This is a genomic window from Photobacterium sanctipauli (genome assembly GCF_003026495.1).
GTDB lineage: Bacteria > Pseudomonadota > Gammaproteobacteria > Enterobacterales > Vibrionaceae > Photobacterium > Photobacterium sanctipauli.
On record NZ_PYMA01000003.1, the window covers coordinates 280,514 to 305,527 of the forward strand.

Annotated in this window: 24 protein-coding genes; 13 read left to right on the forward strand and 11 right to left on the reverse strand. The window is 46.6% G+C overall.

All coding sequences use genetic code 11. The features are described 5' to 3' along the window. Positions 1-10 precede the first annotated feature (10 nt). The 5 genes from C9I98_RS07495 to C9I98_RS07515 all read right to left on the reverse strand — a co-directional run bounded on the left by C9I98_RS07495 (position 11) and on the right by C9I98_RS07515 (position 6,017). On the reverse strand, positions 11-1,201 hold the full coding sequence (locus C9I98_RS07495) for a cystathionine beta-lyase (RefSeq protein WP_036821390.1): 1,191 nt from the start codon (positions 1,199-1,201) through the stop codon (positions 11-13). Between the two features lie 170 nt (positions 1,202-1,371). After that, entirely contained in the window at positions 1,372-2,100 is a 729-nt protein-coding gene (locus C9I98_RS07500; RefSeq protein WP_036821392.1) for a hypothetical protein, read from the reverse strand. A gap of 361 nt (positions 2,101-2,461) precedes the next feature. Further along, positions 2,462-3,358 carry a protein translocase subunit SecF gene (secF, locus tag C9I98_RS07505; protein WP_107271803.1) on the reverse strand — a complete coding sequence of 299 codons (897 nt, stop codon included), beginning with the start codon at positions 3,356-3,358 and terminating at the stop codon, positions 2,462-2,464. A 2-nt stretch (positions 3,359-3,360) separates the two neighbouring features. After that, positions 3,361-5,184: a protein translocase subunit SecD gene (secD, locus tag C9I98_RS07510; protein ID WP_036819056.1), complete on the reverse strand. Its 1,824-nt coding sequence runs from the start codon at positions 5,182-5,184 to the stop codon at positions 3,361-3,363. A 206-nt stretch (positions 5,185-5,390) separates the two neighbouring features. Continuing rightward, positions 5,391-6,017, reverse strand: coding sequence for a hypothetical protein (locus C9I98_RS07515; protein WP_051902019.1), 627 nt, complete (start codon positions 6,015-6,017; stop codon positions 5,391-5,393). Positions 6,018-6,290: 273 nt separating this feature from the next. Here C9I98_RS07515 and C9I98_RS07520 point away from each other — a divergent pair, with 273 nt between their 5' ends. Next, the gene (locus tag C9I98_RS07520) at positions 6,291-7,172 is read left to right on the forward strand and encodes an NAD(P)-dependent oxidoreductase (protein ID WP_036819054.1); all 882 of its coding nucleotides are present in this window, start codon (positions 6,291-6,293) and stop codon (positions 7,170-7,172) included. Positions 7,173-7,278: 106 nt separating this feature from the next. Here C9I98_RS07520 and C9I98_RS07525 read toward each other — a convergent pair whose 3' ends face one another. The 4 genes from C9I98_RS07525 to C9I98_RS07540 all read right to left on the reverse strand — a co-directional run bounded on the left by C9I98_RS07525 (position 7,279) and on the right by C9I98_RS07540 (position 12,312). Then, positions 7,279-8,487 carry a NupC/NupG family nucleoside CNT transporter gene (locus tag C9I98_RS07525; protein WP_036819052.1) on the reverse strand — a complete coding sequence of 403 codons (1,209 nt, stop codon included), beginning with the start codon at positions 8,485-8,487 and terminating at the stop codon, positions 7,279-7,281. Positions 8,488-9,307: 820 nt separating this feature from the next. Further along, the gene (locus C9I98_RS07530) at positions 9,308-11,236 is read right to left on the reverse strand and encodes a monovalent cation:proton antiporter-2 (CPA2) family protein (protein ID WP_036819050.1); all 1,929 of its coding nucleotides are present in this window, start codon (positions 11,234-11,236) and stop codon (positions 9,308-9,310) included. A gap of 2 nt (positions 11,237-11,238) precedes the next feature. Beyond that, a complete protein-coding gene (locus C9I98_RS07535) occupies positions 11,239-11,859 on the reverse strand; it encodes an NAD(P)H-dependent oxidoreductase (RefSeq protein ID WP_107271804.1) in 621 nt (206 codons plus the stop codon). A 90-nt stretch (positions 11,860-11,949) separates the two neighbouring features. Further along, on the reverse strand, positions 11,950-12,312 hold the full coding sequence (locus C9I98_RS07540) for a hypothetical protein (RefSeq protein WP_107271805.1): 363 nt from the start codon (positions 12,310-12,312) through the stop codon (positions 11,950-11,952). 140 nt (positions 12,313-12,452) lie between these two features. On the opposite strand from C9I98_RS07540, the gene C9I98_RS07545 reads away from it, so the two are divergent. The 3 genes from C9I98_RS07545 to C9I98_RS07555 all read left to right on the forward strand — a co-directional run bounded on the left by C9I98_RS07545 (position 12,453) and on the right by C9I98_RS07555 (position 15,084). After that, a complete protein-coding gene (locus C9I98_RS07545; RefSeq protein ID WP_245907107.1) occupies positions 12,453-13,058 on the forward strand; it encodes a hypothetical protein in 606 nt (201 codons plus the stop codon). 914 nt (positions 13,059-13,972) lie between these two features. Continuing rightward, positions 13,973-14,410, forward strand: coding sequence for an SRPBCC family protein (locus C9I98_RS07550; RefSeq protein ID WP_036820192.1), 438 nt, complete (start codon positions 13,973-13,975; stop codon positions 14,408-14,410). A 119-nt stretch (positions 14,411-14,529) separates the two neighbouring features. Then, the gene (locus tag C9I98_RS07555; RefSeq protein ID WP_036820197.1) at positions 14,530-15,084 is read left to right on the forward strand and encodes a GNAT family N-acetyltransferase; all 555 of its coding nucleotides are present in this window, start codon (positions 14,530-14,532) and stop codon (positions 15,082-15,084) included. Between the two features lie 36 nt (positions 15,085-15,120). On the opposite strand, the gene C9I98_RS07560 is transcribed toward C9I98_RS07555, so the two are convergent. Further along, complete coding sequence (locus C9I98_RS07560; RefSeq protein WP_036820195.1) at positions 15,121-15,612, reverse strand: GNAT family N-acetyltransferase; 492 nt, start codon at positions 15,610-15,612, stop codon at positions 15,121-15,123. Positions 15,613-16,144: 532 nt separating this feature from the next. Here C9I98_RS07560 and C9I98_RS07565 point away from each other — a divergent pair. Next, entirely contained in the window at positions 16,145-16,453 is a 309-nt protein-coding gene (locus C9I98_RS07565) for a hypothetical protein (protein WP_036822853.1), read from the forward strand. 79 nt (positions 16,454-16,532) lie between these two features. Here the strand turns inward: C9I98_RS07565 and C9I98_RS07570 are convergent, their stop codons facing one another. Then, entirely contained in the window at positions 16,533-17,093 is a 561-nt protein-coding gene (locus C9I98_RS07570) for a hypothetical protein (protein ID WP_245907108.1), read from the reverse strand. Positions 17,094-17,320: 227 nt separating this feature from the next. Between C9I98_RS07570 and ovoA the strand changes: the two genes are divergently transcribed. From ovoA to C9I98_RS07610, 8 genes are all read left to right on the forward strand, one after another. Continuing rightward, positions 17,321-19,441 carry a 5-histidylcysteine sulfoxide synthase gene (gene ovoA / locus C9I98_RS07575; RefSeq protein WP_036822848.1) on the forward strand — a complete coding sequence of 707 codons (2,121 nt, stop codon included), beginning with the start codon at positions 17,321-17,323 and terminating at the stop codon, positions 19,439-19,441. Positions 19,442-19,541: 100 nt separating this feature from the next. Beyond that, entirely contained in the window at positions 19,542-19,853 is a 312-nt protein-coding gene (locus C9I98_RS07580; RefSeq protein ID WP_081878949.1) for a DUF1289 domain-containing protein, read from the forward strand. Between the two features lie 177 nt (positions 19,854-20,030). Beyond that, the gene (locus C9I98_RS07585) at positions 20,031-20,360 is read left to right on the forward strand and encodes a hypothetical protein (protein ID WP_107271806.1); all 330 of its coding nucleotides are present in this window, start codon (positions 20,031-20,033) and stop codon (positions 20,358-20,360) included. Between the two features lie 129 nt (positions 20,361-20,489). After that, positions 20,490-20,945 carry an META domain-containing protein gene (locus C9I98_RS07590; protein WP_036829280.1) on the forward strand — a complete coding sequence of 152 codons (456 nt, stop codon included), beginning with the start codon at positions 20,490-20,492 and terminating at the stop codon, positions 20,943-20,945. A 32-nt stretch (positions 20,946-20,977) separates the two neighbouring features. After that, positions 20,978-22,018 (forward strand): hypothetical protein, encoded by a 1,041-nt coding sequence (locus tag C9I98_RS07595; protein WP_245907109.1) that lies wholly within the window; start codon positions 20,978-20,980, stop codon positions 22,016-22,018. A 96-nt stretch (positions 22,019-22,114) separates the two neighbouring features. Beyond that, on the forward strand, positions 22,115-22,597 hold the full coding sequence (locus tag C9I98_RS07600) for a CreA family protein (RefSeq protein WP_036828299.1): 483 nt from the start codon (positions 22,115-22,117) through the stop codon (positions 22,595-22,597). Between the two features lie 335 nt (positions 22,598-22,932). Beyond that, positions 22,933-23,673, forward strand: coding sequence for a glycerophosphoryl diester phosphodiesterase (locus tag C9I98_RS07605; protein ID WP_036823932.1), 741 nt, complete (start codon positions 22,933-22,935; stop codon positions 23,671-23,673). Between the two features lie 42 nt (positions 23,674-23,715). Beyond that, positions 23,716-25,011: an MFS transporter gene (locus C9I98_RS07610; RefSeq protein WP_036823934.1), complete on the forward strand. Its 1,296-nt coding sequence runs from the start codon at positions 23,716-23,718 to the stop codon at positions 25,009-25,011. The last annotated feature ends 3 nt before the right edge of the window (positions 25,012-25,014 follow it).

Sequence of the window (25,014 nt, forward strand, 5' to 3'; positions counted from 1 at the left end):
TGTTAAGCGGCTAGCTTTTTTCGAGTACCGCATTGAAACGTTCAAAACCTTTTTCAAGATCACGGATCAGATCATCGGTATCTTCCAAGCCAATATGAAGACGCAGCAATGGGCCGGCAAACTCTTTCTTGGTCGCGGTACGCAACGAGTTTATATTCTCATTGGCAAGGATCAAGCTTTCAAATCCGCCCCATGAATAACCCATGCTGAAATGCTCCATACCGTCGAGCAAAGCCGTCAGCGCTTCGGTATTACCTCGGTTTAACACCAACGAAAACAGGCCATTACAGCCTTTGAAATCACGCTTGTAGAACTCGTGCCCTTCACAGCTTTCAAACGCAGGGTGACGAACATGATCCACTTCTTCACGCCCCATCAACCACTCAGCGACTTTAATACTGTTCTGTTCATGCTGCTTAAGACGCACACCCAGGGTACGCAAACCACGCATCGCCAAATAAATATCATCTGGGGAAGTGCATTGCCCCATCAGGTAGCTACTTTCACGCAGCTGATCCCAGCAGCGCTCATTGGCGACAGCCGTACCTAGCATCACATCGGAATGGCCAACAATGTATTTGGTCGCCGCTTGAATAGAGATATCAACACCATGCTCGAATGGCTGGAAATTGATTGGAGAAGCCCAAGTATTGTCCAGCATCACCACCAAGTCGTGCTCATGAGCAATACGAGCCAGAGTGGGTACATCTTGTACTTCCATCGTGATTGAACAGGGTGATTCCAGGAATAGCACAGAAGTGTTAGGGCGAATGAGATCACGGATACCTTCACCGATCATCGGATCATAGTAAGTCGTTTCAACCCCCATCTTGGCAAGGATCTTGTCGCAAAAGTCGCGGGTTGGCTCATAGGCGCCATCCACCATCAAGATATGGTCACCCGTTTTTACAAACGACAAAATTGCGTTACTGATCGCTGCCGTCCCGCAAGGGTACAAGGCACAACCTACGCCACCTTCTAATTCAACCATCGCATCCTGAAAGGCAAAGTGGGTGTTGGTACCACGGCGCCCATAAAACAGCGCTTTATTCGCACGGTTGGCAGTTGCGTGTTTCATATCTGCAACCGAATCAAACACGATAGTCGATGCGCGACTTACCGGTGGATTAACTAACGATTGCGTCCATTTCTTACTGCGCCCCGCAGTAACGATTTTCGTATCTAGTGCTTTCTTGCCCATGTTTGTCTTAGTGTCCTTCTAACCAATGGGCAGTACACTGGGTAGTGCCCGATCCGTTATATTGATGTCGGTTTAATGACTAGACGTTAACATAGATATTCACTAGTGAAAATAAGGCTGTACTCCCAAGCAAGTGCAAGGCGCCCTATTGGGTAGAAAGCCTATTCATATCACAACGAAACCACTTTTTTCGCATCTTCTTCCACTTGAAGTGCCGTTGCTACTTGCAGTTTCGATGCATCAACAGCAGAGGGATCTATCATTTCCAAATGCGCGCGGTAGTTTAAACAGGCACGCATAATAGACTCGTCTTGTGCCACCTTCGCCGTCAGTACCGCCAATAAGATGGCCTTGTAGGCAAAGTGCTTATGCAGTTCGATAGCCACTTCAACCGAGCATGGCTTTCCACCATGCGGCCTTAACACCTGTAACGCTTGTTTCTTAGGAAATAGTTGGAACACGTTATGGTTTATGTGTTTGGCCTTACGGATCATACTGCGCATTTCACAGCGCGATAGCGGGCTATAGCACTGGGTACATTCACCGCTTTGGCTCTCTAGCAGATAGTCACGGTGCAGTGCACTCATTTTGCCATCCTGCGCAGGCAGGCTAAGGAAAATGATGTCTTCGTAATCATCACCTAACGTTTGGAACAGACCACGAGTTTGAGAAACATAGCCCTTTTGCAACAAGCAATTAATTGCCTTCAACCCAGAGAGATACTGATCAAGTGACATTAGCATTGCCGACAGCAAAGCTTGATGGTTAGGGGTGAGAAAAGCAGGTGAACCATGGCTGTCATGACATTCAGGCTCACTCAGGGACGGCATTAACGAGTGAAGTTGAGTGTCGAGAAATTGTACAATTTGATGGTTAAGCTTCATTTCTGTGTCATACATAATGCCGCCCTCACTTTATTAGTCAGTAAGTTAGCGATGAGATTTCACTAACTGATAACTAACAAAAGCAATATCGGTGCCTAAAGTAGCAAACACAGACTCAATACTGAAAATAGTCTCAGTTGCGATATGTTATCTATCAATAATTACCACAATCAGTGGCAAATTTTTTAACTAGATCACAAAAAATTTTTAAAATGACAAGAAATTCGCAATTCGCGAACGATTTTGCATCATATCGCAAAATCAAAACATCCAGATATCGCCAACCCATTAACTGTCCATATGAATGAAGGCCGCCGAGGCGACCTTCAGGTTCGTACAATGGAGCTATATGCTTAAATCTAAGTGCTTATATCGCTTATGGCTCGTCAGTCACTAGAACAGGCATGTAGTGTTTCGACTTTAAGCCGAACAACTCTGGTAAGGCCGTGCCCACAGAAATAGACGACCAAGTACCGGTTAATATGCCGATGAACAAGGCGATAGCAAAACCTGCCAACGCACCGCCACCTAACCACCAAAGTGCACCCACTGTCATTAGCGTCGTGCCCGAGGTGACAAGCGTACGGGAGATCGTCGCAGCAATCGCTTCATTATTAACTTGCTCGATCGGCTTATCTGGGCTGGAAATCAAAATCTCACGGATACGATCAGCAATGATAATCGAGTCATTCAACGAATAACCCAGTATTGCCAATACCGCAGCCAGTACCGTCAAGTTGAATTCCATTTGGGTGGCGGCAAAGAATCCCAGTACAAAGATCACATCATGGGCAAGCGCAAACACCGAGCCTGATGCCAACCGCCACTCAAAGCGGTAACTGAGGTACCCCAAAATGCACAATACAGCAATCAACAAAGCCAAGCCGCCTTGTTCTGCTAGCTCCTGCCCAACCTGGGGACCAACAATACTGGTGTTGAGCACTTGTATATCGCTGCTCAAGCTTTGCAATACCTCATCAACTTGAGGTGCTTCACCATGCTCTGGAATTGCGTAACGCAACACCCAGCGCCCAGGCTCACCAGCGGTGATCACACTGACATCTTGCATCAATGCTTTGTCCAGCACAGTATCAAGCTGCTGGCTGGTAACACTGCTGTCGAGCTGAACCTCAGTGACAATACCGCCTGTAAAATCAAGCCCCCAATTCAACCCCTTGGTTGCGATGGTGAACAAGGAAACCAGCAATACCACAATAGAAATAACACTGGTGCAGTGACGCCACTTGGTGGCATTTTTCATCGTAATCAACATCGTTAAATCCTCACTTCACGTCGTGCGTCACGTCCCCACACCAAATTGATGATGGCGCGAGAGGCAAAAATACCGGTAAACATACTGGTTAATAGTCCCAGCCCCAATGTCATCGCAAACCCTTGAATTGGGCCGTTACCAATCGCATACAAGACAACAGCGGTGATCATCGTGGTAAAGTTGGCGTCAAATATCGTACTAAAGGCACTGTTGAAGCCACGGTCAATGGCCTGTGCCAAGCTGCGACCTTCTTTTAGCTTGTCTTTGATCCGCTCAAAAATAAGTACATTGGTGTCGACGGCCATACCCACCGTCAGTACCAACCCGGCAATACCCGGGAGGGTCAATACCGCACCAGGGATCAAAGCTAACAGCCCGAACAGCATGACCATATTGGTGATTAGTGCCAAGTTGGCAACCCAACCAAGGCGGCGGTACCACAGCGCCATAAACACCAAGGTCATCCCCATGCCAAGCGCCAGTGCTGCAAAGCCGTTTTGGATATTCTCAGCACCCAATGTCGGGCCGATGGTACGCTCTTCAACTATCGTCACTGGTGCGGTCAAGGAGCCGGCACGAAGTAACAGCGCAAGTTGCTGGGCATCTTGGATAGAGCCCGCACCTGTTATTCTGAAACGATTTCCAAGTTGGCTCTGAATCGTCGCTACACTGATGATCTTGCTGTTTTGAACAGCATTGCCTTGCTCATCGCGACTGTATTCGCTGTAAGCTGTTGCCATCGGTTTACCGATGTTATGGCGGGAGAATTCAGACATAATGCGACCACCAGCACTGTCCAAGTTAATGTTAACTTCTGCCGCGCCCATTTCACCGAAACTCGCACGTGCGTCGACAATATGATCGCCGCCGAGAATAGGCTTACGGGCAACACGTACCATCGCGCCGTGCTCATCCGGCAAGGTCATTGTACTGCCAGTTCCCGCGTCTTTGACCGGATAAAATGCCAAGCTTGCAGTCGCACCAATGACCTTTTTCGCGGCGGCTGGGTCTTGTACCCCTGGCAGTTCAATACGGATACGGTGTTCACCCTGACGCTGAACCAATGCCTCGGTGATACCCAGTTCTTCAATACGGCTTCGCATGGTCTGCAAGTTTTGCTGAACAGTCAGGTTGCGTAACGTCGCCTTCTCATCTTGCTTGAGCGTCAAAACCAGCCCGTGGCCGCTACCGTTTGTTGCCTGCCATTGAGGGTAAGCTGTACGAATGTATTGGCGAGCAATACTATTTGCCGCAGCATTGGGTAGGCGCAGTATCACTTTGTCCACCTGATCCGAGCTGTAACGCACACTTCGCACACCTTCTTCGCGAAAGTGCTGGCGCAAGGCCTCCTGCAGTTGCTCACCTTGTGCTTTGTATACCTGCTCAACATCGACATCGAGCAAAAACTGGACACCACCACGCAAATCAAGCCCGAGCTTGATTGGCTCAAAGCCCATTTGGGTTAGCCATTGTGGGGCCGCTGGCGAGAGCGATAAGGCGATCTGCTCGTCAGATATACTCTCCCCAACGAGATCTGCAATTACAGATCTGGCCTTTGTTTGCTTGGCTTCTTCTTGCAAGATCACCAAGGTGTTTTGAGCACTTTGATCGATACGTTTGACATCAATACCTGCTGACTGCAAGGCATTTTGCATTGTAACAACATCAGGTAGGTCAGATGCAGGGGACGAAATCTGGACTGCCGCATCTTCGCCGTACCAAGTAGGAATTGCACTTAACATCATGACGATAACAGTGACAACAAGTACCACGTACTTCCATAACGGATAGCGGTTTAAGATTCTTTGATTGGTGTGTTTTTTCATGTCTTTTCACCATTTACTCACCGGAATACGGCAAGTGAGGGCACACTAACACTCGACCACAATGAACTACATTACTCACTCTGGCTGGGTTGGTGTACACATAATCCGCCCAATAACTAAAGCCTCCAGCAGCCTGGTAGCAATAAGCAGCATTGGGAATATCAAGCTGGTTTTAAACAGCTAAAGTCGAATTACCCGTGAAGGGTTTAGGCCAAGTGGGTTGGCAAGCGGTGGTGATAAATGGTGTAGATAAGGTTGCTTTCCTTCCAGCCAGCTATTCGGCTAGAAGACGCTGGAATATGAAGAGTCCAATCTTGGCGACTGTCAAAATCAACACGGTAACCTTTTGTCAGGCGCTGAGCAGGTTCAATCGGCAGCTCAATGGCCAATTGGTAAAAAGGCTCATTACCGTCATTCTCCGTTCGCACAAAATGGGCCATGCGCGAAGAAGGCGACAAAGCCGGATCCAGTTGGCGGCCATGATCAGAATGTTGATTAGTATTTTCTTCCCTCAGCAAACCATCAAAGCTCATATCGTTACCCTGCAATATAAATTGCAGCTCTTCAGCAGACATATCCGCAACATGCTTTGAAGAATGGTGGGTTGCGACATAGAAAGCGTCGAACGATGACGATTCCGCAAGATGCGAAGCCAATGTGGGTGAAAAGAACGCAGGTGAAGAGAACGCAGGTAAAGCAAGGGTTTGTTCTGATTGAACCAATGGTAATAACGGGTTGGCTTGTGGGATAGATTGATCGGCCATAGCTGAGCCTGACCATAGCAAGCCCCAACTTAATACCAATACAAATACCCGAACCAAACGCGAGAACATAACATCACTTTAAACAATACGAACTTTTGCATCATAGGGTCCGTTACATTAATAAACAAGCGTTATTTGATGAACCGCACAGTTTTGTCCTTTCAATGGATAACAGACACAGATATAGCCCCTTCTAAACACCAAGAGGCATCATTCGCATTAATGGCTCATATCCTATAGATAGCCCGTAGTTTGCTACTCTCTCATTGTTTATGGCAACTAAGGCCGATATAGTGACGCCAATGCTTTGTTATCTCTTCAAATAATCAGGGGGCTTACGCCATGACAACACACAAGGTTGCATTTATTGGGCTAGGAACAATGGGATACCCAATGGCAGGACACCTTGCCAACGCTGGCCATCAGGTAACGGTTTACAACCGCACCACAGCCAAAGCCAACCAGTGGGCGGAAACCTATACTGGACAAGTCGCGCTTACCCCGGCAGAGGCGGCCAAAGAAGCGACGTTCATTTTTACCTGTGTCGGCAACGATGACGACCTACGCCAAGTTTACTGTGGTGAAAACGGTATTCTTACCACTGCAAAATCGGGCGCATTCCTTATCGATAACACGACGGCCTCAGCTGAAGTGTCTCGCGAAATCGCTGCGCTTGCCGAAGAGAAAGGGCTAAAGTTCCTCGATGCTCCCGTTTCTGGTGGTGAAGCAGGTGCAGTAAATGGTTGTTTAACCGTGATGGTCGGCGGCAAACAGGCTGACTTTGACACCGCCAAGCCGGTTATCGATACGTTTGCTAAAGCAACCACGCTGATGGGCGACGTGGGTTACGGCCAAATTACCAAAATGGCTAACCAGATCTGTATTGCAGGGATCCTGCAAGGTTTGTCTGAAGCCGTTACACTCGCAAAATCATCTGGCCTTGATATTGAAAAAATGACCGAGGTGCTTAAACACGGTGCAGCCGGATCTTGGCAACTTGAAAACCGTGCATCAACCATGGCCAATAACGAGTTTGACTTTGGTTTTGCTATCGACTGGATGCGCAAAGACTTGGGGATCTGCTTCGATGCTGCTGAAAAGCTGGGTGTTGACCTACCGCTTGCCAAGCAGGTGGATGAAAAATATGGCGAGCTGCAAGCACGTGGCTACCAGCGTGCCGACACTTCGGTGCTAATCAAGCAATTTGATGACGAATCTCGTTAAGTTAGCTTGATTGCTTCAATACCGTAAGCCATACAAAAACAGCCGCTGATGACACCACCAGCGGCTGTTTTATCGCCATCAAGATTAGCGTGAGTACGCTTTGCAATTACAGGGTAATAAAGATACCCGCGAGCGCAGCACTCATTAAGTTAGCCAGGGTCGCTGCTAATACAGCCTTGATACCTAGGCTAGCTACATCGCCACGGCGCTCTGGTGCCATCACACCGATAGAACCAATCTGAATCGCGATAGAGCCGATATTGGCAAAACCACACAATGCAAAAGTAATGATGATTTGGCTGTTCTGCGACAGTGTTTCTTTGATGCTAACGAAGTCTAGGAAAGCCACGAATTCATTAAGGATCATCTTCTGGCCGATAAATGCGCCAGCTTGAAGCATTTCATTGGCAGGCACGCCAATAATGAAAGCCAGTGGCGAGAACACATAACCTAGCAAGCCCTGCAGGGTGAGATCATGCATACCAACCCATTCACCAGCCATGCCAAGCCCGGCATTGGCCATTGCAATCACACTCACGAAAGCAATCAGCATGGTACCGATAGCGACCGCCACCTTCATACCGTTCATGGCACCAGCTGCTAGCGCATCGATAGCGTTGCTGTGATCACTCTTGCCCATCTCAATGTCAGACTGTTCAACCGCAACACTTTGCTCTGGCACTAGAATTTTTGCCATCAACAAGCTACCCGGTGCTGCCATGAAACTCGCCGCGATCAGGTATTTCAAATCAACACCCAGGCCTGCATAGCCACCCAGTACACTGCCGGCTACTGATGCCATACCACCGGTCATTACCGCAAAAAGCTCTGAGCGAGTCATTTGCGCCAAGAATGGTTTAACCAGCAACGGCGATTCACCCTGAGATAGGAAGATGTTACCTGTTGCCACCAAAGATTCGGCACGGCTGGTGCCCAATGCTTTTTGGATACCCCCACCGATCACTTTGATGATCCACTGCATCACGCCAAGGTAGTAAAGAAGGGAGATAAGAGCACTAATGAAGATAACAAGAGGAAGGACGCGAATAGCAAAAACGAAACCGGTCGTCGCAAGATCACCAAACAGGAATTTTATTCCCTCATCAGCAAAGCCAAGCACGCTGGCAACACCGCTACTCATTGCGCCCAATAGGGTCTGACCAACAGGAATATACAGCACCAAGGCAGCAAAACCTGCCTGCAATGCCAACGCGCCCCCAACCGTACGCCAATTGATTGCTTTACGGTTTTCAGAAAGCGCACATGCGCAAAGTACCAGTACCAAAATACCGGCCAAACTAATTAACAACTGCATTATTTCGTCCTGCTGTTTTGACTATTTTTAAAATTGTCGAAAAATGAAGGTGTTACTGCTTGTTGCAACAGGGGGATCAACACTTTCAGGATGAAAGCAAAATAGGAGGGAACCGAGCGCGTTTGCGTCGGCAACATGGTGGAATCCGCCCAAATGTACAACATAGAGTCACCTAAATTAACAAGCTAAAGTAATGCCGGTCCAACTCCGTGGGTCATTCACATGTCCGTGGTGACAGCTTGTAACTAAGGTGGCTGAACTCTTTCGTTCTGGCCGGAAGCGGAGTATATAGAGATATAGATCACATTAACAATGAATACGAGAGTATTTTTTTTGATCTGGGTTCAATCGAACAAATAACCACCAAATGTAAGCAATTATTTCTAAAACGTGCCACTTATGCATGCAAGTGAATTGTCTTTAGCTATGAAAAGGCTCCTCTCAACTTTACAGTGAATACAATAGTAGCATGAGAGTGCTACTCCTAAAAAGCGAGGCTGGGAGAGGTTAATCCATCAATCTTCATCACAAACGCTCGGCACCAACTATCTATGCGCCTAACTTCAAGCATCAACGAACCAACCCCCTCCAGCTCCCCCTTTTATCAACTAGCTCGACCCCTTTATATCGGAGTCCAAGGGGGAGAGCTTTCTTTGGTGCGAAAAGGACGTTGGTTACAGTACTGATTGCCTGCGTGAAACAGTTCCTTCCCCTTTACCAGCGACGGCATGATTGTTCGTAAAATCAACTTCAAGGGGAAGAACCTAAAACGCAGCCTGATGGCTGCGTTTTATAGGATTTAAAGAAAACACTGAGCAGGCTACTCTTCGTGCTCCTCGGCAATGGCTTTCGCATACCCTTTTGGCGGCGGTGCCCAGCTTCTATCTGAGGAAGTATGTTTCTCGTGACGCTCAGACTTCATCACTTGGCTCAAGGCATCTTCAAGCTGCATAAAGAGCTCTCGGTAGTCTGCATTGAACTTATTCTCTTCGGTACTTTCCTTCCACGTTTTATAGAGGGCTTTTTTACTCTTGGCCTCTGTATCAATAAATGCCTGTTTAAGCTGCTCAGCCCTGAACGGGTGGACCCCGAGATCTTTTAGCGCCTCAGTGCCCAAAGTAAGTGCCGAGTGATAGGTTTCGCTGATCACGTAGTCGGCGCCTGCATTTCTCAGCGCATAATGGTGGCCTCGGTCATACGCCCGTGCCAAGATACGTACTTTCGGATAGGTATGGTGGATATACTCCACCAACTCCACCGCCCGCTCGGTATCGTCAATGGCCACTATCATAAGCTTGGCGTCTTCAATACCGGCGGTATGAAGCAGATCTGGACGGGTCGCATCCCCGAAGTAACTCTTGATCCGGATAGAGCGCATGTTTTCGATTTGCCCGGCTTCATGATCGAGCACTACGGTCTTGATCCCATTGGCGACCAACAGGCGGTTAACGATCTGGCCGAACCGGCCAATACCAGCAATGATCACTGTGCCCGTTTCATCAATCACATCCGCTTCGCGATCATTCGTTTCAGCTTCAAATTTTGGCAATATCACCTTGTCGAAGAAGATAAATAGCCCTGGAGTGAGGAACATCGATAGCGCCACCACCAAAGACAACATTTGAGTCAACGCTGGCGGCAAGACATGGTTTTGGGATGAGAAGCTTAACAGTACGAAACCAAACTCACCGGCCTGTGCCAAACTCAAGGTCAGTAGGTATCGATCACTCCCGCGCACCTTAAAGATCAACGCTAGCGCAAATAACACAGCCGCTTTAAGTAGCATGACCCCCAGCGTGATACCAATCACCACAGCAAAATCGTTAAACAACACCGAGAAGTCGATCCCCGCCCCTACCGTAATAAAGAACAGGCCGAGCAATAGTCCCTTGAACGGCTCAATGTTCGATTCCAGCTCATGGCGGAACTCACTGTTTGCCAGCACCACACCAGCAAGGAATGTTCCCAATGCCGGAGACAAACCCACCAGCCCCATCAGGGCAGCAATGCCAATCACCAGCATCAATGCCGTTGCGGTAAAGATCTCTCGTAGGCCAGAATCGGCCACAAACCGAAATAGCGGGCGGCTCAAGAAGTGCCCACCAACAACCAAGCCTGCAATCGCAACAATAATAACGATGGCATAGGCCCAACCTGGCAAGCCCGCCACTAAACTGACATCGTCATGATGTTCCGCAGCTTGCTGAGCCAGCTGCTGTGCTTGCTCAACCAACTCGGGCAATGCTAGCAACGGGATCAAGGCTAACATCGGGATCACCGCAATGTCCTGAAACAGCAGTACCGAAAAGGCGTTGCGTCCACCTTCTGTTTTCGCCAACCCCTTTTCATTAAAGGTTTGCAGCACAATCGCCGTGGATGAGAGCGAGAAAATAAGGCCAATCGCTAAGGCGACCGTCCAACCTTGCCCTAGCATCATGACAATGCCCATTACCGCAAGTGCTGTCACCCCAACTTGCAAACCGCCAAGGCCAATCAAGCGATGGCGCATGTCCCATAACATACGCGGCTCAAGCTCTAGGCCGACGAGGAACAGCATCATGACCACACCGAACTCAGCAAAATGCTGAATTGCCAATGTTTCATCGCCCACAAGGCCAACAATCGGCCCAATAACCACACCGGCAATTAAATAGCCCAGCACGGAGCCCAGGCCAAGCCGTTTGGCTATAGGGACAGCAATAACAGCAGCACACAGATAGATAAAGGCCTGAATAAAATACCCTGTCATTCCTACCCCTCCTTGATTACAGCTGTTAAATCAGCATTGAGCACATCGACATGGCTGGCGGCATTCATTTCCACCCGATCATCACGCAGCGCATCCAGTAGCTGACGCCAATCCTTGGTATGTTGCTCGACACGCTTTTGCTCTTTCGCTGTTCGTGAATCGAATAGCACAAAAGGCGCAAGGTAATGCATCCCTATCAGGTTCGCCGTTTGTTCAATAGGGTGAAGCAACTCGCGAACGGTATAATTGTTGTGCCCATCGGCATGGTATGCCGCCTGCGTGCCACCCGCAGTGAGCGCACACAAAAATGTTTTGCCATTAAGCGCAGTACCGTCTTTGCCATAGGCAAAGCCATACTCCAGCACCAGATCCTGCCACTCTTTTAAAATGGCAGGCGTCGAATACCAATACATCGGAAACATAAACACAATGACATCATGATCGAGCAATCGCTTCTGCTCGCGATCAATATTGATGTGGAGCGTTGGGTACTCGTGATACAAATCAACCACCGTTACCCCTGGCAAGCCACGACTGGATTTGAATAGGGGCAAATTCGCTTCAGAGCGAGAAGGGGACGGGTGGGCAAACAAAATAAGAATCTTCTTTTTATGCTCTGTCATAGTCATCCTTTCAAAACGCAGGCATACCCAAGTGGCAGCTGCAACTCGGGTTTTAGTTCAACTACTTATTATTTATAGTAAAAGTTAGAATTATTCCAAGCCAGATGTATCCCAGTACACATAAACTGATTCTGTTTCTAACTTAAAAATCAGCCCTTCTTTTCCCAAGCCCGACTGACGATAAACCGCCTGCCCCTCGCTGTCTTGGTAGCGCCCAGGATCATCACCCACCGGGCGGAAGTCATAATAAACACCATCCCCGCGATCTATCGTCACATAGCCCTGCCGCTGGGAAAATACGCAGAGATACTGGTGGGAGGGCTTATCTGCCCCCTTAGGGTAAATATCGCAGCGTGCATCGGTTGAGTCCGCCAACACATTTGATGCCGCTAAAACAACACCCAGCAATCCTAGCCCAAGTGCAACTCTAAAATGTGGAGACACAGACACCATAACTTCTACTCCTACACCTGTTCGTGTTTGCACCCATAAAGTGTAGGAACGAATGGCACAATTCGAGTAAAAACAGATTACATTTGACCCCTGTTCCCGCAAAATACACCGATAAGCATCAGGGGAGTGAGACAGGATGTATGGCAATTGCGAACCACGGCACTAAAAAGAACAGCACAAAAAAGAAGCAGTGGGCTCGGCTACTTATGGGACTAACCCTAGGCATTTGCACCTTGGGAGCCACCTATCCGGATAGCGCCATGTCTGCGGCTTTGGACCGTAAAATGCTCAACTACATGGACTCCTATGGCAATGTCAATTTGAGAAATGCCCGCCACATAAATCTGCCCAACCCTTTCATTGTTGAGGGGCATCTCAACCTTGAACAAAGCCAGCTTACCCACCTGCCGCAACAAGTCACCGTTAAGGGCAACCTAAACCTCGCCTACAGTAAAATCATTCAGTTACCACTGCAGCTTCAAGTTGGCGGCTATATTAATTTAGCGCACTCCGATATCGAGTACTTAAATAACGGGCTTCGCGTGGCCGGTGATTTAAGTTTGATGGGAACGAAACTGACTGAGCTTCCCCCCTACCTGCATGTAGGTGGAAATCTTTACCTAGCCCAAACAGCAATAACAGAATTACCCAAGCACCTTGTGGTTGAGGGCAACATTTATTTAGGCGGAGCCCCGGTCAAAGTTATCCCCGAAGAAGTTTATATCGGCGGAAATATATATCGTTGAAAAGTATTAGCAATCAAAAAGGAAAACGTTTGCGCAAAGGTTTAAATAAAGTAATTGATAGAAATGAAATTAAAAGTTTAGAAGGGGAATAAAGGTATTTAGCCAGAAACACTGGATCACTGCGTGCCTCTGGCATTTTCGGGTGGCAAATTATTGCCTCAAATCATAAACTTAGCGTGAGTACGCTAGAGTTAGATTACTTAGATTTGCTTTTTACGTTTGTTGATTGTGACTGGTGGTAGAACCATTGTCTGCGGTTTCTATTAGCCATAATACACCTCTCATTTTTCCAAAACGAGTAAGGTTGATATTTCTCTTTATTAATACCGTTCTTACTCTTTAATACAGTTTTACTATACCCAATCGCCTGTGACATCCTTATGACAGTTTGGTAAAAGTAAAACGTCACTACTCACTGATAAAATAGCAATTAATAAATCTTCAACCGGATATGGTTGTCTTAATAGCTCAGGAGTTAAAGAACTGTGGTAACACTGTAGATGATTTTGAAGTGACCTTAACGAATGGATTAAGGAAAATCTTGAACTGAAATTTCACCCTCAGTAAATACCAACAAAATCCAATATAAGAGCCAATCATTGAATTTGCAATACTAAAATTGCGAAATTTTCGTGATCATAATCTCTTTTTTTCGCAACTCCTTGTTCAACTTCACATTATATATCTAGCTGACATCAAAACATAGCGGCAATAGCCAGATATCTGCCAATTCACCCAATCAGCACATTGTGCTTTTGTATAGAAAACGAACAGCAGCAAATCGTACACAGCGCCACCAACAAACAGGCAGTTAACATAAATTTGACATGATGACAACAGTTGATATTATGGGGAGTGGCTTACAAGTCGTGTATCAACCCTAGGTTCAACAACCTGCAGTAGGTGGTGTAACGATGTATACGATCACAATCAACCAAACAGCTAAAGCCCCCAAGAAGATTTTGTTCAAGATCTTATCCGACCACGCAAACCTCGGGCAGTTTTTTGGAGCCAACTACCAACTCATAAAAGAAGGGAAACCTAATAGCAATGGCATCGGCGCTGTAAGACAAGTCTCGGACGGGCTCTTCAACTTTCAAGAACAGATCATCGACTACAAAGAGAATGAGCACCTGCAATACACCCTGCTTCAGGGTTCACCAGCCAGAGAGTACGGTGGGTGGATCACCTTTCAGTCGCTCAATGCAACCCAGAGCCAAATCCACTACCAAATTAAGTTTACGCCGAGAGTCAAAGGCACAGGGTGGCTCATGAAGTACTTCTTTAAACGAAAAGTACAAAAGGCACTCTCGAGCATCGCAAACTACAGTGAGGAAAAGTGGCAGGGTTGAGATCTGACTTAGATCTCGTTTACCGATAAATATTCACGGCTATTCATATATATCTACTAAAGGTTTCATACAGATCTGATAATCTTCTGATAAAGAATCAACTATTGCAGAGGATGCTTATGAAACATCAGCCATCGCTGACGACTCCCCGTTTACTGCTTCGACCTTTTCAGCTTTCAGATGCCCCCAAAGTACAAGCCCTCGCCGGAGATAAAGACATTGCCAACGGTACTGTGAACATTCCCCACCCTTACTACGACGGCCTTGCCGGGCAATGGATTGGTAAGCTGCTGGCAGGTTGGAACAGTGGCGAGCAAGCCATCTATGCCATTACCCTCAAGTCCAACTTTCAACTTGTAGGCTGCATCGGCTTACATAATATCCAAGGTGGTAGGGCTAAGTTAGGCTATTGGATTGGTGTTCCCTACTGGGGCAAAGGTTACTGTACGGAAGCCGCCGAGCGTATCACTGAATATGGGTTCAACCGACTATCGTTAGATACCATTTATGGTCAACATTTCGCACGTGATACCAATGCTGGTAGGGTGATGCAGAACATCGGCATGGCGCATATCGCAACCAAAACCGACGCAATACGAGTGAACATGATCTCGGAAAACCTAGAGTATTACGAAATGCAACGACCTACACCCGAGCTTGCCTGTGTCAAATAGCTCTCTGCACAAATAGGCAGAGAGTTAGGCATACACTTAATCGGTGAGTCTTGCCATATGGTACACATCTACATACTCACCGTTTCGAAACGCATACTTTTTAGCATGCCCCTCTATTACAAAACCATGCTTTTCATACAGGGCAATGGCAGCGGCGTTGTCGGTATATACCGTCAATTCCATCCGGGAAATAGACAACCAGTTTTGTGCGAGATCAATCATGGCAGCTAATAACCGGCTTCCTATCCCTAAGCCTTGTTTGTCATCCCGAACCGCCATTCCCATATCGGCCACGTGCTTTCGTCTTGGATTGACCTGCACTGATAAGCTGATCTCCCCCACGACTTCATTGTCTAGCTCTGCTACCAAGCCATACATGTTGCTTGGACGATTTTCTATCCGCTGCTGCCACATATCCAGTGAAGGGTAAGGCAATTGGAGAGTACCGCTATAAGCATTCGCACCTGACAGGATCTTTTGCAGATCGGCAAAGTCTGACTTCTCTACATGCCTTATAACTATGTCCATTCCATTACCTCATTTATAATCAAAAGGTTAAATTAGATGAAATGAAGACGGCATACAAGCATAAACAGGTATCTATGGACGATGATTTTATAAAAATACCCCAAAGGGCAAACTATTTTATAACCCATAATAAAGAATGCGAATTAATTAGCATATGCTGATACAAATTAAACAGCATTGCTATCCAGAAAAAGTGAATCAAGTACAAGCCTTAGCTACAAATAATCAATAAATTCAACTTTATATCAATTGTGATCTTTATTTTGACCAACCGAGTATAAAACTTGTAGCTATACTAAAGGTGATATGTATTCAATGAAAAGATCGGCTTTTATATGAATTTTTTGTCATGTTTTTTACATTTATTACTCTTGAAAAATAAGTGTACTTTTAACTTACTGATTTACAAACACTAATAAAAATAATTTAAATTTTTTGAAAGAAACATTGAAGTAGCAGGTCTTATCTTTTGAATGTGAACAACATACACATATAACAAAACGGCAATAGCCAATCTAATGAGGTGAAGATTATGTCTAGCTTGAAAGTATTAACTGCAACTGCTGTGATTGTAATGTCTTCTTCAGCTTTCGCTGATATCCGTGTTGCTGACACACATAATGGTGCATGGGTAACAGTTACTGAAAATGGCCAACCTGCTGCGAACGCATCAGTATCTGTAGCGAACGTACCACAGCAACGCCAAAGCTATAAAACTGACGAGAATGGCCGTGTATTCATTCCATTAACACTAGAAAATTCTCGTTCAATTAAGTACAAAGCAACCACAGAGAATGGTAAGCAATCATCTCGTTTCGCTTTCCACTCTACTAACAAATAGTATTAGTTAACGAATTAATTATCTTAGCCCCTCTTTATAGAGGGGCTAAGCTTTTACGCTGTAATATATTTATTAGTAATCATCGGTGTGCATAATCACGGCGACTTAAGTCTCTGGACAATACCAGTGCCAAACCAAGAATTTGTAAAAATAGCGCCAAATTCCTTAGTTGAGAAATAGACTTCATCTTTTCAGCGTGCACAGCAATCAATTCCAAATTGTCCAAATACAATTGATTGATTTTATCTCTTTGCTCAACCTGAACACTATTTAATTGTTCCATTAAGACTGAGATACTAGACACCGAAATATCCACGTTTTGATTGGGCAGCCAATAAGATAAGTCTTGTATCACCTGCTCTAAAATCGGCTTGGGCAAAACATCCCCTTGCATCTCACTTAATGCGACTAACTCAAGGGTATGCTCTCGCTTACGCTCAACCGTCTCGACTTGTTGCCAAATCAGGGTAATCAGCTTTTCATTGCTTTGTTGTTGCTGAACCAACTCGTTAGCTTGCCGCGTTGCATCATCAATATAAAAGTTGGTCATCAGCGCTGAAATCACATTCAGCAAAAGCCCAACTGCCACCAGTGTCCATGTTGGTATAAACCACTTCCTGCCCTTCCCCATCGCTATCATTCACCCTTATCAATCGGCATTCTGCTCATTTTATTATGGCAAAAACATCTAATTAGCGACTTGTCACGTAATTAGTCTCTGTAGTGTTGAAACATAAGCTTCTTGAACAGTGGATTTTTTCCCGACTAGGCTTATAGCTATGTGCATTTTCTTAACTGACTGGGAAATATTCGAAAAACTCTTGGGCCTAGAACGAATAACAAAACAACAAGACGGATCATAAGAAGATGGAAAACAGCCTTTTGTATGCAACAAAAACCGTACTGCTCACTGGTGAGAGTGAAGCTACAAAAAGACAGGAACTCCGCCATGCGTTTAACCAAACATGGGAACTGTATGAATCACTCTTTTCGGTCATCAAGCACCATGGTGCCTACTTCAGCAAACCAGAACCACTTCGTCACCCACTCATTTTCTACTTCGGTCATACTGCCACTTTCTATATCAATAAGCTAAAGCTCGGCAAGTATCTAGACAAGCGTATCAACCCCAACTTCGAATCCATGTTTGCCATCGGGGTGGATGAAATGTCATGGGATGATCTTGATGATACCCATTACGACTGGCCGTCAGTCGACGCGGTTAAAAGCTATCGCGATCAAGTGAAAGCAACCGTCAACAATGTGATTGATACCATGCCGCTTTCATTACCTATTGAGCAAGACTCACCTGCATGGATCATTTTGATGGGCATCGAGCACGAGCGCATTCATTTAGAAACATCGTCCGTTATCATTAGGCAGCTCCCACTCGACATGGTCACTCCAAGCAACGGATGGCAAGCATGTGAAGACAAGGGAACAGCGCCAAGCAACGCTTTGCTAACGGTATCGGGGGGTACTGTTAGCTTGGGCAAGCTCGATGATGATCCTACCTACGGTTGGGACAACGAATATGGCAGCCAAACATTCCAAGTTCAGGACTTCAAAGCATCCAAATACCTCGTCTCCAACCAAGAATTCCTTGAGTTCGTCAAAGCCGACGGCTACCGCCACCTTCGCTTTTGGAACGATGAAGGCAAAGCCTGGCTTGAATATACCCAAGCGACCATGCCAAGGTTTTGGCACCATCGTGACAACCGATGGTTTCAGCGTAACCTGACTGACGAAATCCCACTGCCGCTTAACTGGCCCGTAGAAGTAAACCAGCTTGAAGCTAAGGCCTTCTGTAATTGGAAAGCAGAGCGTGATCAGGCCAGAATTCGCCTTCTGACCGAAGCTGAATGGTATTTACTGCGCCAGAACATTAGCGATGATGCCCCGCAATGGCAAGAACCGCCGGGCAACATTGGACTGGGTTACTATGCTTCGTCTTGCCCGGTTGATCGGTTCGAACATGAAGGATTCTGCGACATCATCGGTAATGTCTGGCAATGGACAGAAACCTGTATTGACGGCTTCCAGGGCTTTCAAGTCCATCCGCTATATGATGACTTCTCTACCCCGACATTCGACGGCAAGCATAATCTCATCAAAGGAGGCTCTTGGATTTCCACCGGTAACGAGGCCATACAGTCCTCCCGCTATGCATTCCGTCGCCACTTCTACCAACATGCCGGTTTCCGCTATGTAGAATCGACCCAAGCGCCGGATACCATGATGTCTCTCAATATTTACGAGACAGATGAGCTTATCTCCCAGTACCTTGAGTTCCATTATGGTGACGAACACTTTGGCGTCGCTAACTTCTGTGTGAACGGCGTGCACCAGTGCCTACAAGAAATTCAGCTGACCCACTGCCAGCGGGCACTCGACATCGGCTGTTCGGTTGGGCGGGCTTCCTTTGAATTGGCAAAGACCTTCGACCATGTTGATGGTATCGACTTTTCCGCGCGATTTATCCAACAAGCCTATGCTTTGGCCGAACAAGGCGAGAAACGCTACACCATCCGTACCGAGGGTGATCTTGCAGAATTCAAGACGGTTAGCTTGAACCAACTCGGCTACCAAGACCTCGCTGTAAAAATTAATTTTACTCAGGGAGACGCCTGCAACCTGAAGCCGATATACGCTGGCTACGACTTAATCTATGCCTCTAACCTTATCGACCGCTTGGGCGATCCAAAGCTGTTCCTCAGCCAGATCCACCAACGACTCAATGAGGGGGGATACTTGGTTATCGCCTCACCCTATACTTGGTTGGAAGAATACACAGACAAGGCCAACTGGCTCGGTGGCATCAAAGTGAATGGTGAAAACTTCACTACCCTTGATGGCTTAACGGAAACCCTCATCGACTACTTCGAGTTAATCGCCGTCAAAGAGCTGCCATTTGTGATCAGGGAGACCAAACGCAAGTACCAGCACACCCTTTCTGAAATGACAATTTGGCGCAAACGCCAGCAATAACCGCGAGGCCAAAAACAGAGGCGTGCACCTTGAAGTAACTGGGGTATATGTTACGGTACGACCCTAAAGCCGTACCGTAACAAGCTCAGCAGGAAAGAAAGTGAAAACACCTTGTATCGCGAAATGTAAAAACAACGAAGGGATGTGTAGTGGGTGTTTTCGAACCATGGCCGAATTAACAGAGTGGCGCCATATGGACGAAGTAAAGCAGTCAGATACCATCGACGAAATTCAGGGCAAACGCTCTACTCATATCTGTAGTCAATGTGGTGAACCCGCGTATTGTGAAATCAGCGCAGGTAACAGCACTTGTTGGTGCTTCGAGCTTACCAAGCGCGATACCTCAGGCATACCTGCAGGGAATTGCCTGTGTCGTAAGTGCCTATCAGCTCTACCATTATTGAAGGGCTAGTACAGTAAAATATCTGAGGCGGTACCTATCGCCTCACTTTGGTTTAATCCTTCTCCCGCCTTCACTTCCATTCACCTTAATTATTTTATAAAAGCCAGCACAATTTCGCTTATCAACTTGGTTGCTCTAGCCGCTTATATCTCTATAATCGCAGCAAAAATAGTAAAGAAAGTAACCATGTTAAGCCGAAAGCCTGTATATCTTTTATTATCTAGCGTCACATTCGGCGCTAATGCAATCAACACATTGCCAGACAACGAGCAGATTTGCCTGCAAAATATGGAAAAACTCATTGTTGAGCAGCAAGTTTTGTTCAGTGACAGCCAATCCAGCCCAGAAGTACGCCGTAACGCAGAGCGCGCCATTGACACGACCCGCGAGACTTTCTCAGAAACAGGTAGCTATTGTGATGCACAACGTGTGCTCCAAGCTTACCAAAGGGATACAGAATCGGGACTGAGAATGAAAGAGGGGGAGGTCAATTACTTTGGCCGGGGAACCTTCTAATTTTTTGGCAATATTAACCATCACGGCAGGTTATATAAGATTCTGATATTAACCAAGAAGTGCTACTATTATACAAACCTTAACCATAATTATTAAGTCTTCAATCATTAAGACATTTAGGTGATGTATATGAAAAAGTGGCTAATGGCACTATCAGCAGTTCCTTTATTCCTCATGGGCTGTGAGGCTGAAGTAACTCAGGGGTTTTCAGAAAAAAACCTGCAGCAAAGCTGGGTACTCACCAAAGTAGATGGTAAAGATATTCAAATTGCAGAGCCAAGAACGGTTCCAGGCATGGCCATCGACGCCGACTTAAAGGTCTCAGGCTTTAGCGGCTGTAACCGCTTCTTTGGTCAGCTGGAAGTCACCGAGGGCAATAAGCTCCGCCTTAACGGCATGGGCTCGACCAAAATGATGTGCATCCAAGATGATCAAGCCACAGTAGAAGCCATCATGACCCAGTCGTTACAAGAGTGGAATAATGCCGCATTGGAAAACAATATTCTTACCCTTACCTCTGAACAGCATATTCTAACCTTTATGCCAGAGGAAATTACTGAAGACGATGATGAAGCAACGCAATAACTCGCGCAATTTGACTAGAGTATTGCTACCTCATGATGAAAATCAGTAAACGCCAAGAGAAAACGCTCAGCCAAGCGATCCAGCATTGGGAAGACGAACAAACCATCTCGGAGGAGACGGCTGAGCAGTTGCGTAACAGCTATGAAGTGGTTGGGTTCGATTGGAAATTAATCGCCGTCTACTCATTCTGGATAGCCATTACCTGCTTTATTATTTCCATCGGTGTCCTCCTTGCCGACGATTACCTCATGGAACTGCTGGCTAAGTTAATTGATACCCCAGCCAGCGTGTTAGCCGTTATCAGCGCAATGCTGGCTGCCGGCGTATTCTGGCTCGGGCAAAAACGGCGCACTACCCACCCCGACAAACATATCAGCAACGAAGCCATCTACTTTTTCGGCGTGTTATTTACCGCTGTTTCCGTTGGTTTTATGAAAGAAACCGCCCTATTTGCCCGTTGGGACGATCCCCCCTTTTTACTATTGCTCACCGTTGTTTATGGCATCCTCGCTATACGCCTGCCCAGCACGCTGGTATGGATTTTTTCCCTATTCGGCTTTGCTTGGTGGGGGCTTGAGCAAACCCACCTTTGGGAAAGCGCCAGTGGGCACTTTTTCGGCTTAAACCAACCTTTACGGCTGGTTGTGGCTGGGATCATCGTATTACTAGCGGGTAGAGCACTAGCCCGTACGGAACGCTATCAGCCACTGGCCGATCCCACTCGGTTCATCGGCTATTTTTATCTGCTATTTGCCCTATGGCTGGTTTCGATAGTCGGTAACTACGGTGATGGGGCGGCCTGGTCGAAAGTATCGCAACTCTCACTGATCCACTGGGCAATCCTATCCGGTGTGGTATGTCTTATCTTGATTTACCATGGTATTCAGCATGAAGATAAAATTGCCCGCAGCTTTGGTATTACCTTTTTGCTGATCAACCTTTATACCCGCTATTTTGAGTACTTCTGGGATGCAATGCACAAGACGCTATTCTTTGCCATCCTAGCCTTGAGCTTCTGGCTTATTGGCACCAAAGCCGAAAAGTTATGGCAGGTTAGCCACAATAAATCATAACTTGAAGACACTCCCAGCCTAGCCGCAACAATATAAGACAATTGGGTTTATCGGTAAGTAGCTGCTATCATCAGCAAAAATTGATGGAGAATAATAATGAAATCAAAGCTATTGCTTGCGGGGCTGTTAGCGGCAACCACTCTACTTACAGGGTGCTCCGATGACGAAGTCGGGGATGTAAGCCTTGGTATGTTCACCATGAAGGACATCAAACTAAACACCCTCATCGATCCGGAAGTACCGGGGGTAACTTGCCATATTGCCAGCATCGAAGCGGACTTAAGCTTGGCTGACCCAAGCGACAGCTCTATTTCTTGCCGCCAAACCGGCGAGATCACACCTGAGATGCTAGCCAATATCGACAAGTCGAAGTCGGGCGAAGTGGTTTTCAAAAAGTCGAAAAGTATCTTCTTTAAATCAATGAAGATCCGCCGCATCTTTGATGCCGATAACCAGACCCTGATGTACTTGTCCTACTCGACCAAAGAAACATCGGGCAGCTTCAAGCACAGCCTATCGACGGTGCCACTTTGGGGTACGGCGGCTTATGTTGAGCCAGCTGCAAACACTGCTAAATAGAGACATTCATAATAGTGAATTTCGCAAGCGGTTGGTTAATCTGTATTCAAACAGCCACCGCTTGTTTGCTTTTTGCTCGCTTTCGAAAGAACAGCTCAAAAACACCCCACTCATAACTTTGACTGGCATATTAGACAGCTATCCAACACTATTACTTATCCTTGAAAGTTGCATCTAATATACTGTTAAATAACTTCTTTATCTTTATTCATCTTCTGTCTAGCAGATCACATTAACGCTTGTGCTTATTGCATATATGTCACGTTTTTTATGCACTTCTACCTGTATATTTTCGACCATGACAATGCTCGTTCGAAAACAACATAGGTAACGAAATGAAAAAAGTATTTGCGCACCGTGGTATGTCAGCCCTTGCTCCTGAAAATACACTGACAGCATTTTCCATGTGCAAGCAATATGGAATTCAATGGATTGAATGTGATGTCGACATCTTGGCCGATGGAACGGTCGTTTTATCTCACGACGATACACTGGATCGTTGTACTGATCGCTGTGGTAGTTTATACGACCTTACCGTAAGCGACTTACCCGCCATTGATGCTGGCAGCTGGTTCCATGATGACTTCATCGGCGAAAGAATTCCTACTTTTGAGCAACTCGTTACGCTTGCTAATGAGCACGAACTGAACCTCAACGTTGAAATCAAGTCTTGTACTGCCGGTTGGGAGATGACCGACAAGCTACTTACCAACGTGATCCGCGATTTAGAGCAATTAAACCCAGAACGCGAGCTAATTGTCTCAAGCTTCAATCCATTAGCACTGGCTGAATTCAAGCGCCGCCGCCCGCAAACGTCCGTCGCTTGCTTGTTCGAAGATGCCAACCTATGGGATGACTGGCAATCCATCCTTGAAGCTTGTCAGGCTGAGTACATCCACCCGGAAGATGTCAACCTGACCAAAGAAAAAGTACAGAAGTTCAAAGCCGCTGGTTACAAGATCAATGTTTATACGGTTAATGACCTTGCCCGAGCCAATCAATTATTCAACTGGGGTGTTGACGGCGTCTTCACCGATATCGCACACCAGTTTCCTTCAAAGTACAAAAAACAATAACAACAACGCTCCCTACAACTATTAAATAAAGAAGATTTTGCTATGAACAGAATGATTGAGAAAATCGGCTTTGACTCCAACAAGCGCTTTTATGGCTTCTTGTCGGTAGTCATGTCAGGTCAGATCATCTACTCCGCTTTCGAAGCCTTTAAAGGCACCTTCTACAACCTACTGCTGGAAGTGCTCAACATCGACAATACCCAGATGGGTATCTTGTTTACCCTGATAGGTTCTGCGATGTTCTTCTACATCCCAGCTGGCTGGGTTAACAACCGCTTCTCTGTTCGATCTATTTTGATGAGCAGCCTTGTCGTTCGTTTAGCCAGTATGATGTTTATCATCATGTTCCAGCCCGAGTTTACCGTGCTGGCGATTATTGCCGGTATTTGGGGTATTACCGATGCCATCTTCTGGCCTGCGGTTGTGAACGGTGTCAACCTGATGTCGGGTGATAACAACAAGGGGATGGCCTTCGGCCTGCTTGAATCTATCCGCCGTGCGATGGAAATGAGCATGAATGCCGTTATCGTTGGAATCATGGCCTTGGTTGGTGGCTCGATTCTGGTATTCAAGGGCGCGATTCTTTTCTACACCCTGCTTATCATCCCAATGATTTACCTGATTTGGAAATACGTACCGGATAACAAACTGGAAGTACAAGAAGGCGAATCTAAGAACAAAGCAGCACTACAAGGTCTTATCCACGTACTTAAGATGCCAACAGTTTGGCTGGCAGCACTGACGTCGATGACAGTGTACTGGACTTACATCACCCTGATTTACACCGTGCCTTACCTACAAGCGGTATTCGGGCTAACCACCTCTCAGGCTGCGATGTTCGGTATCATCAATACCGGTGCCATGGGTGTTATCGCAGGCTTGGTGGCGGGTTCACTGTCTGACTTCCTCTTCAAGTCTTCAACCAAGATGATGATGTTCGCACTTGGCCTGACCGCGCTGTGTCTGCTGGGTACCATTTTGATGCCAAAAGACCAAGGCATGCTAATGATGAACATCATCCTGCTAATGTGTTTCTCATTCTCTATCTTCTTGGCGAAAGGCATTATCTTAGCGCCGGTTGCCGAAGCGGGCGTACCTGACCAATGCAGCGGTGCTGCAATGAGTGTAGGTTCATTCGCAGCTTACGCTTCTGTATTCTGGGCTTACGCACTAAACGGTTGGATCATTGATACCTTCGACAAGATTGAAGCCTACCAGATGATCTTCGGTATCGGCCTGACAGTTTCATCCGCTGGTATGGCGTGTGCCGGTGTACTACTAATGGTGAAACGCCGCCAGAAGAACCAGCAACAAACCGCGGAGCTTGCTGAATCGTAATAG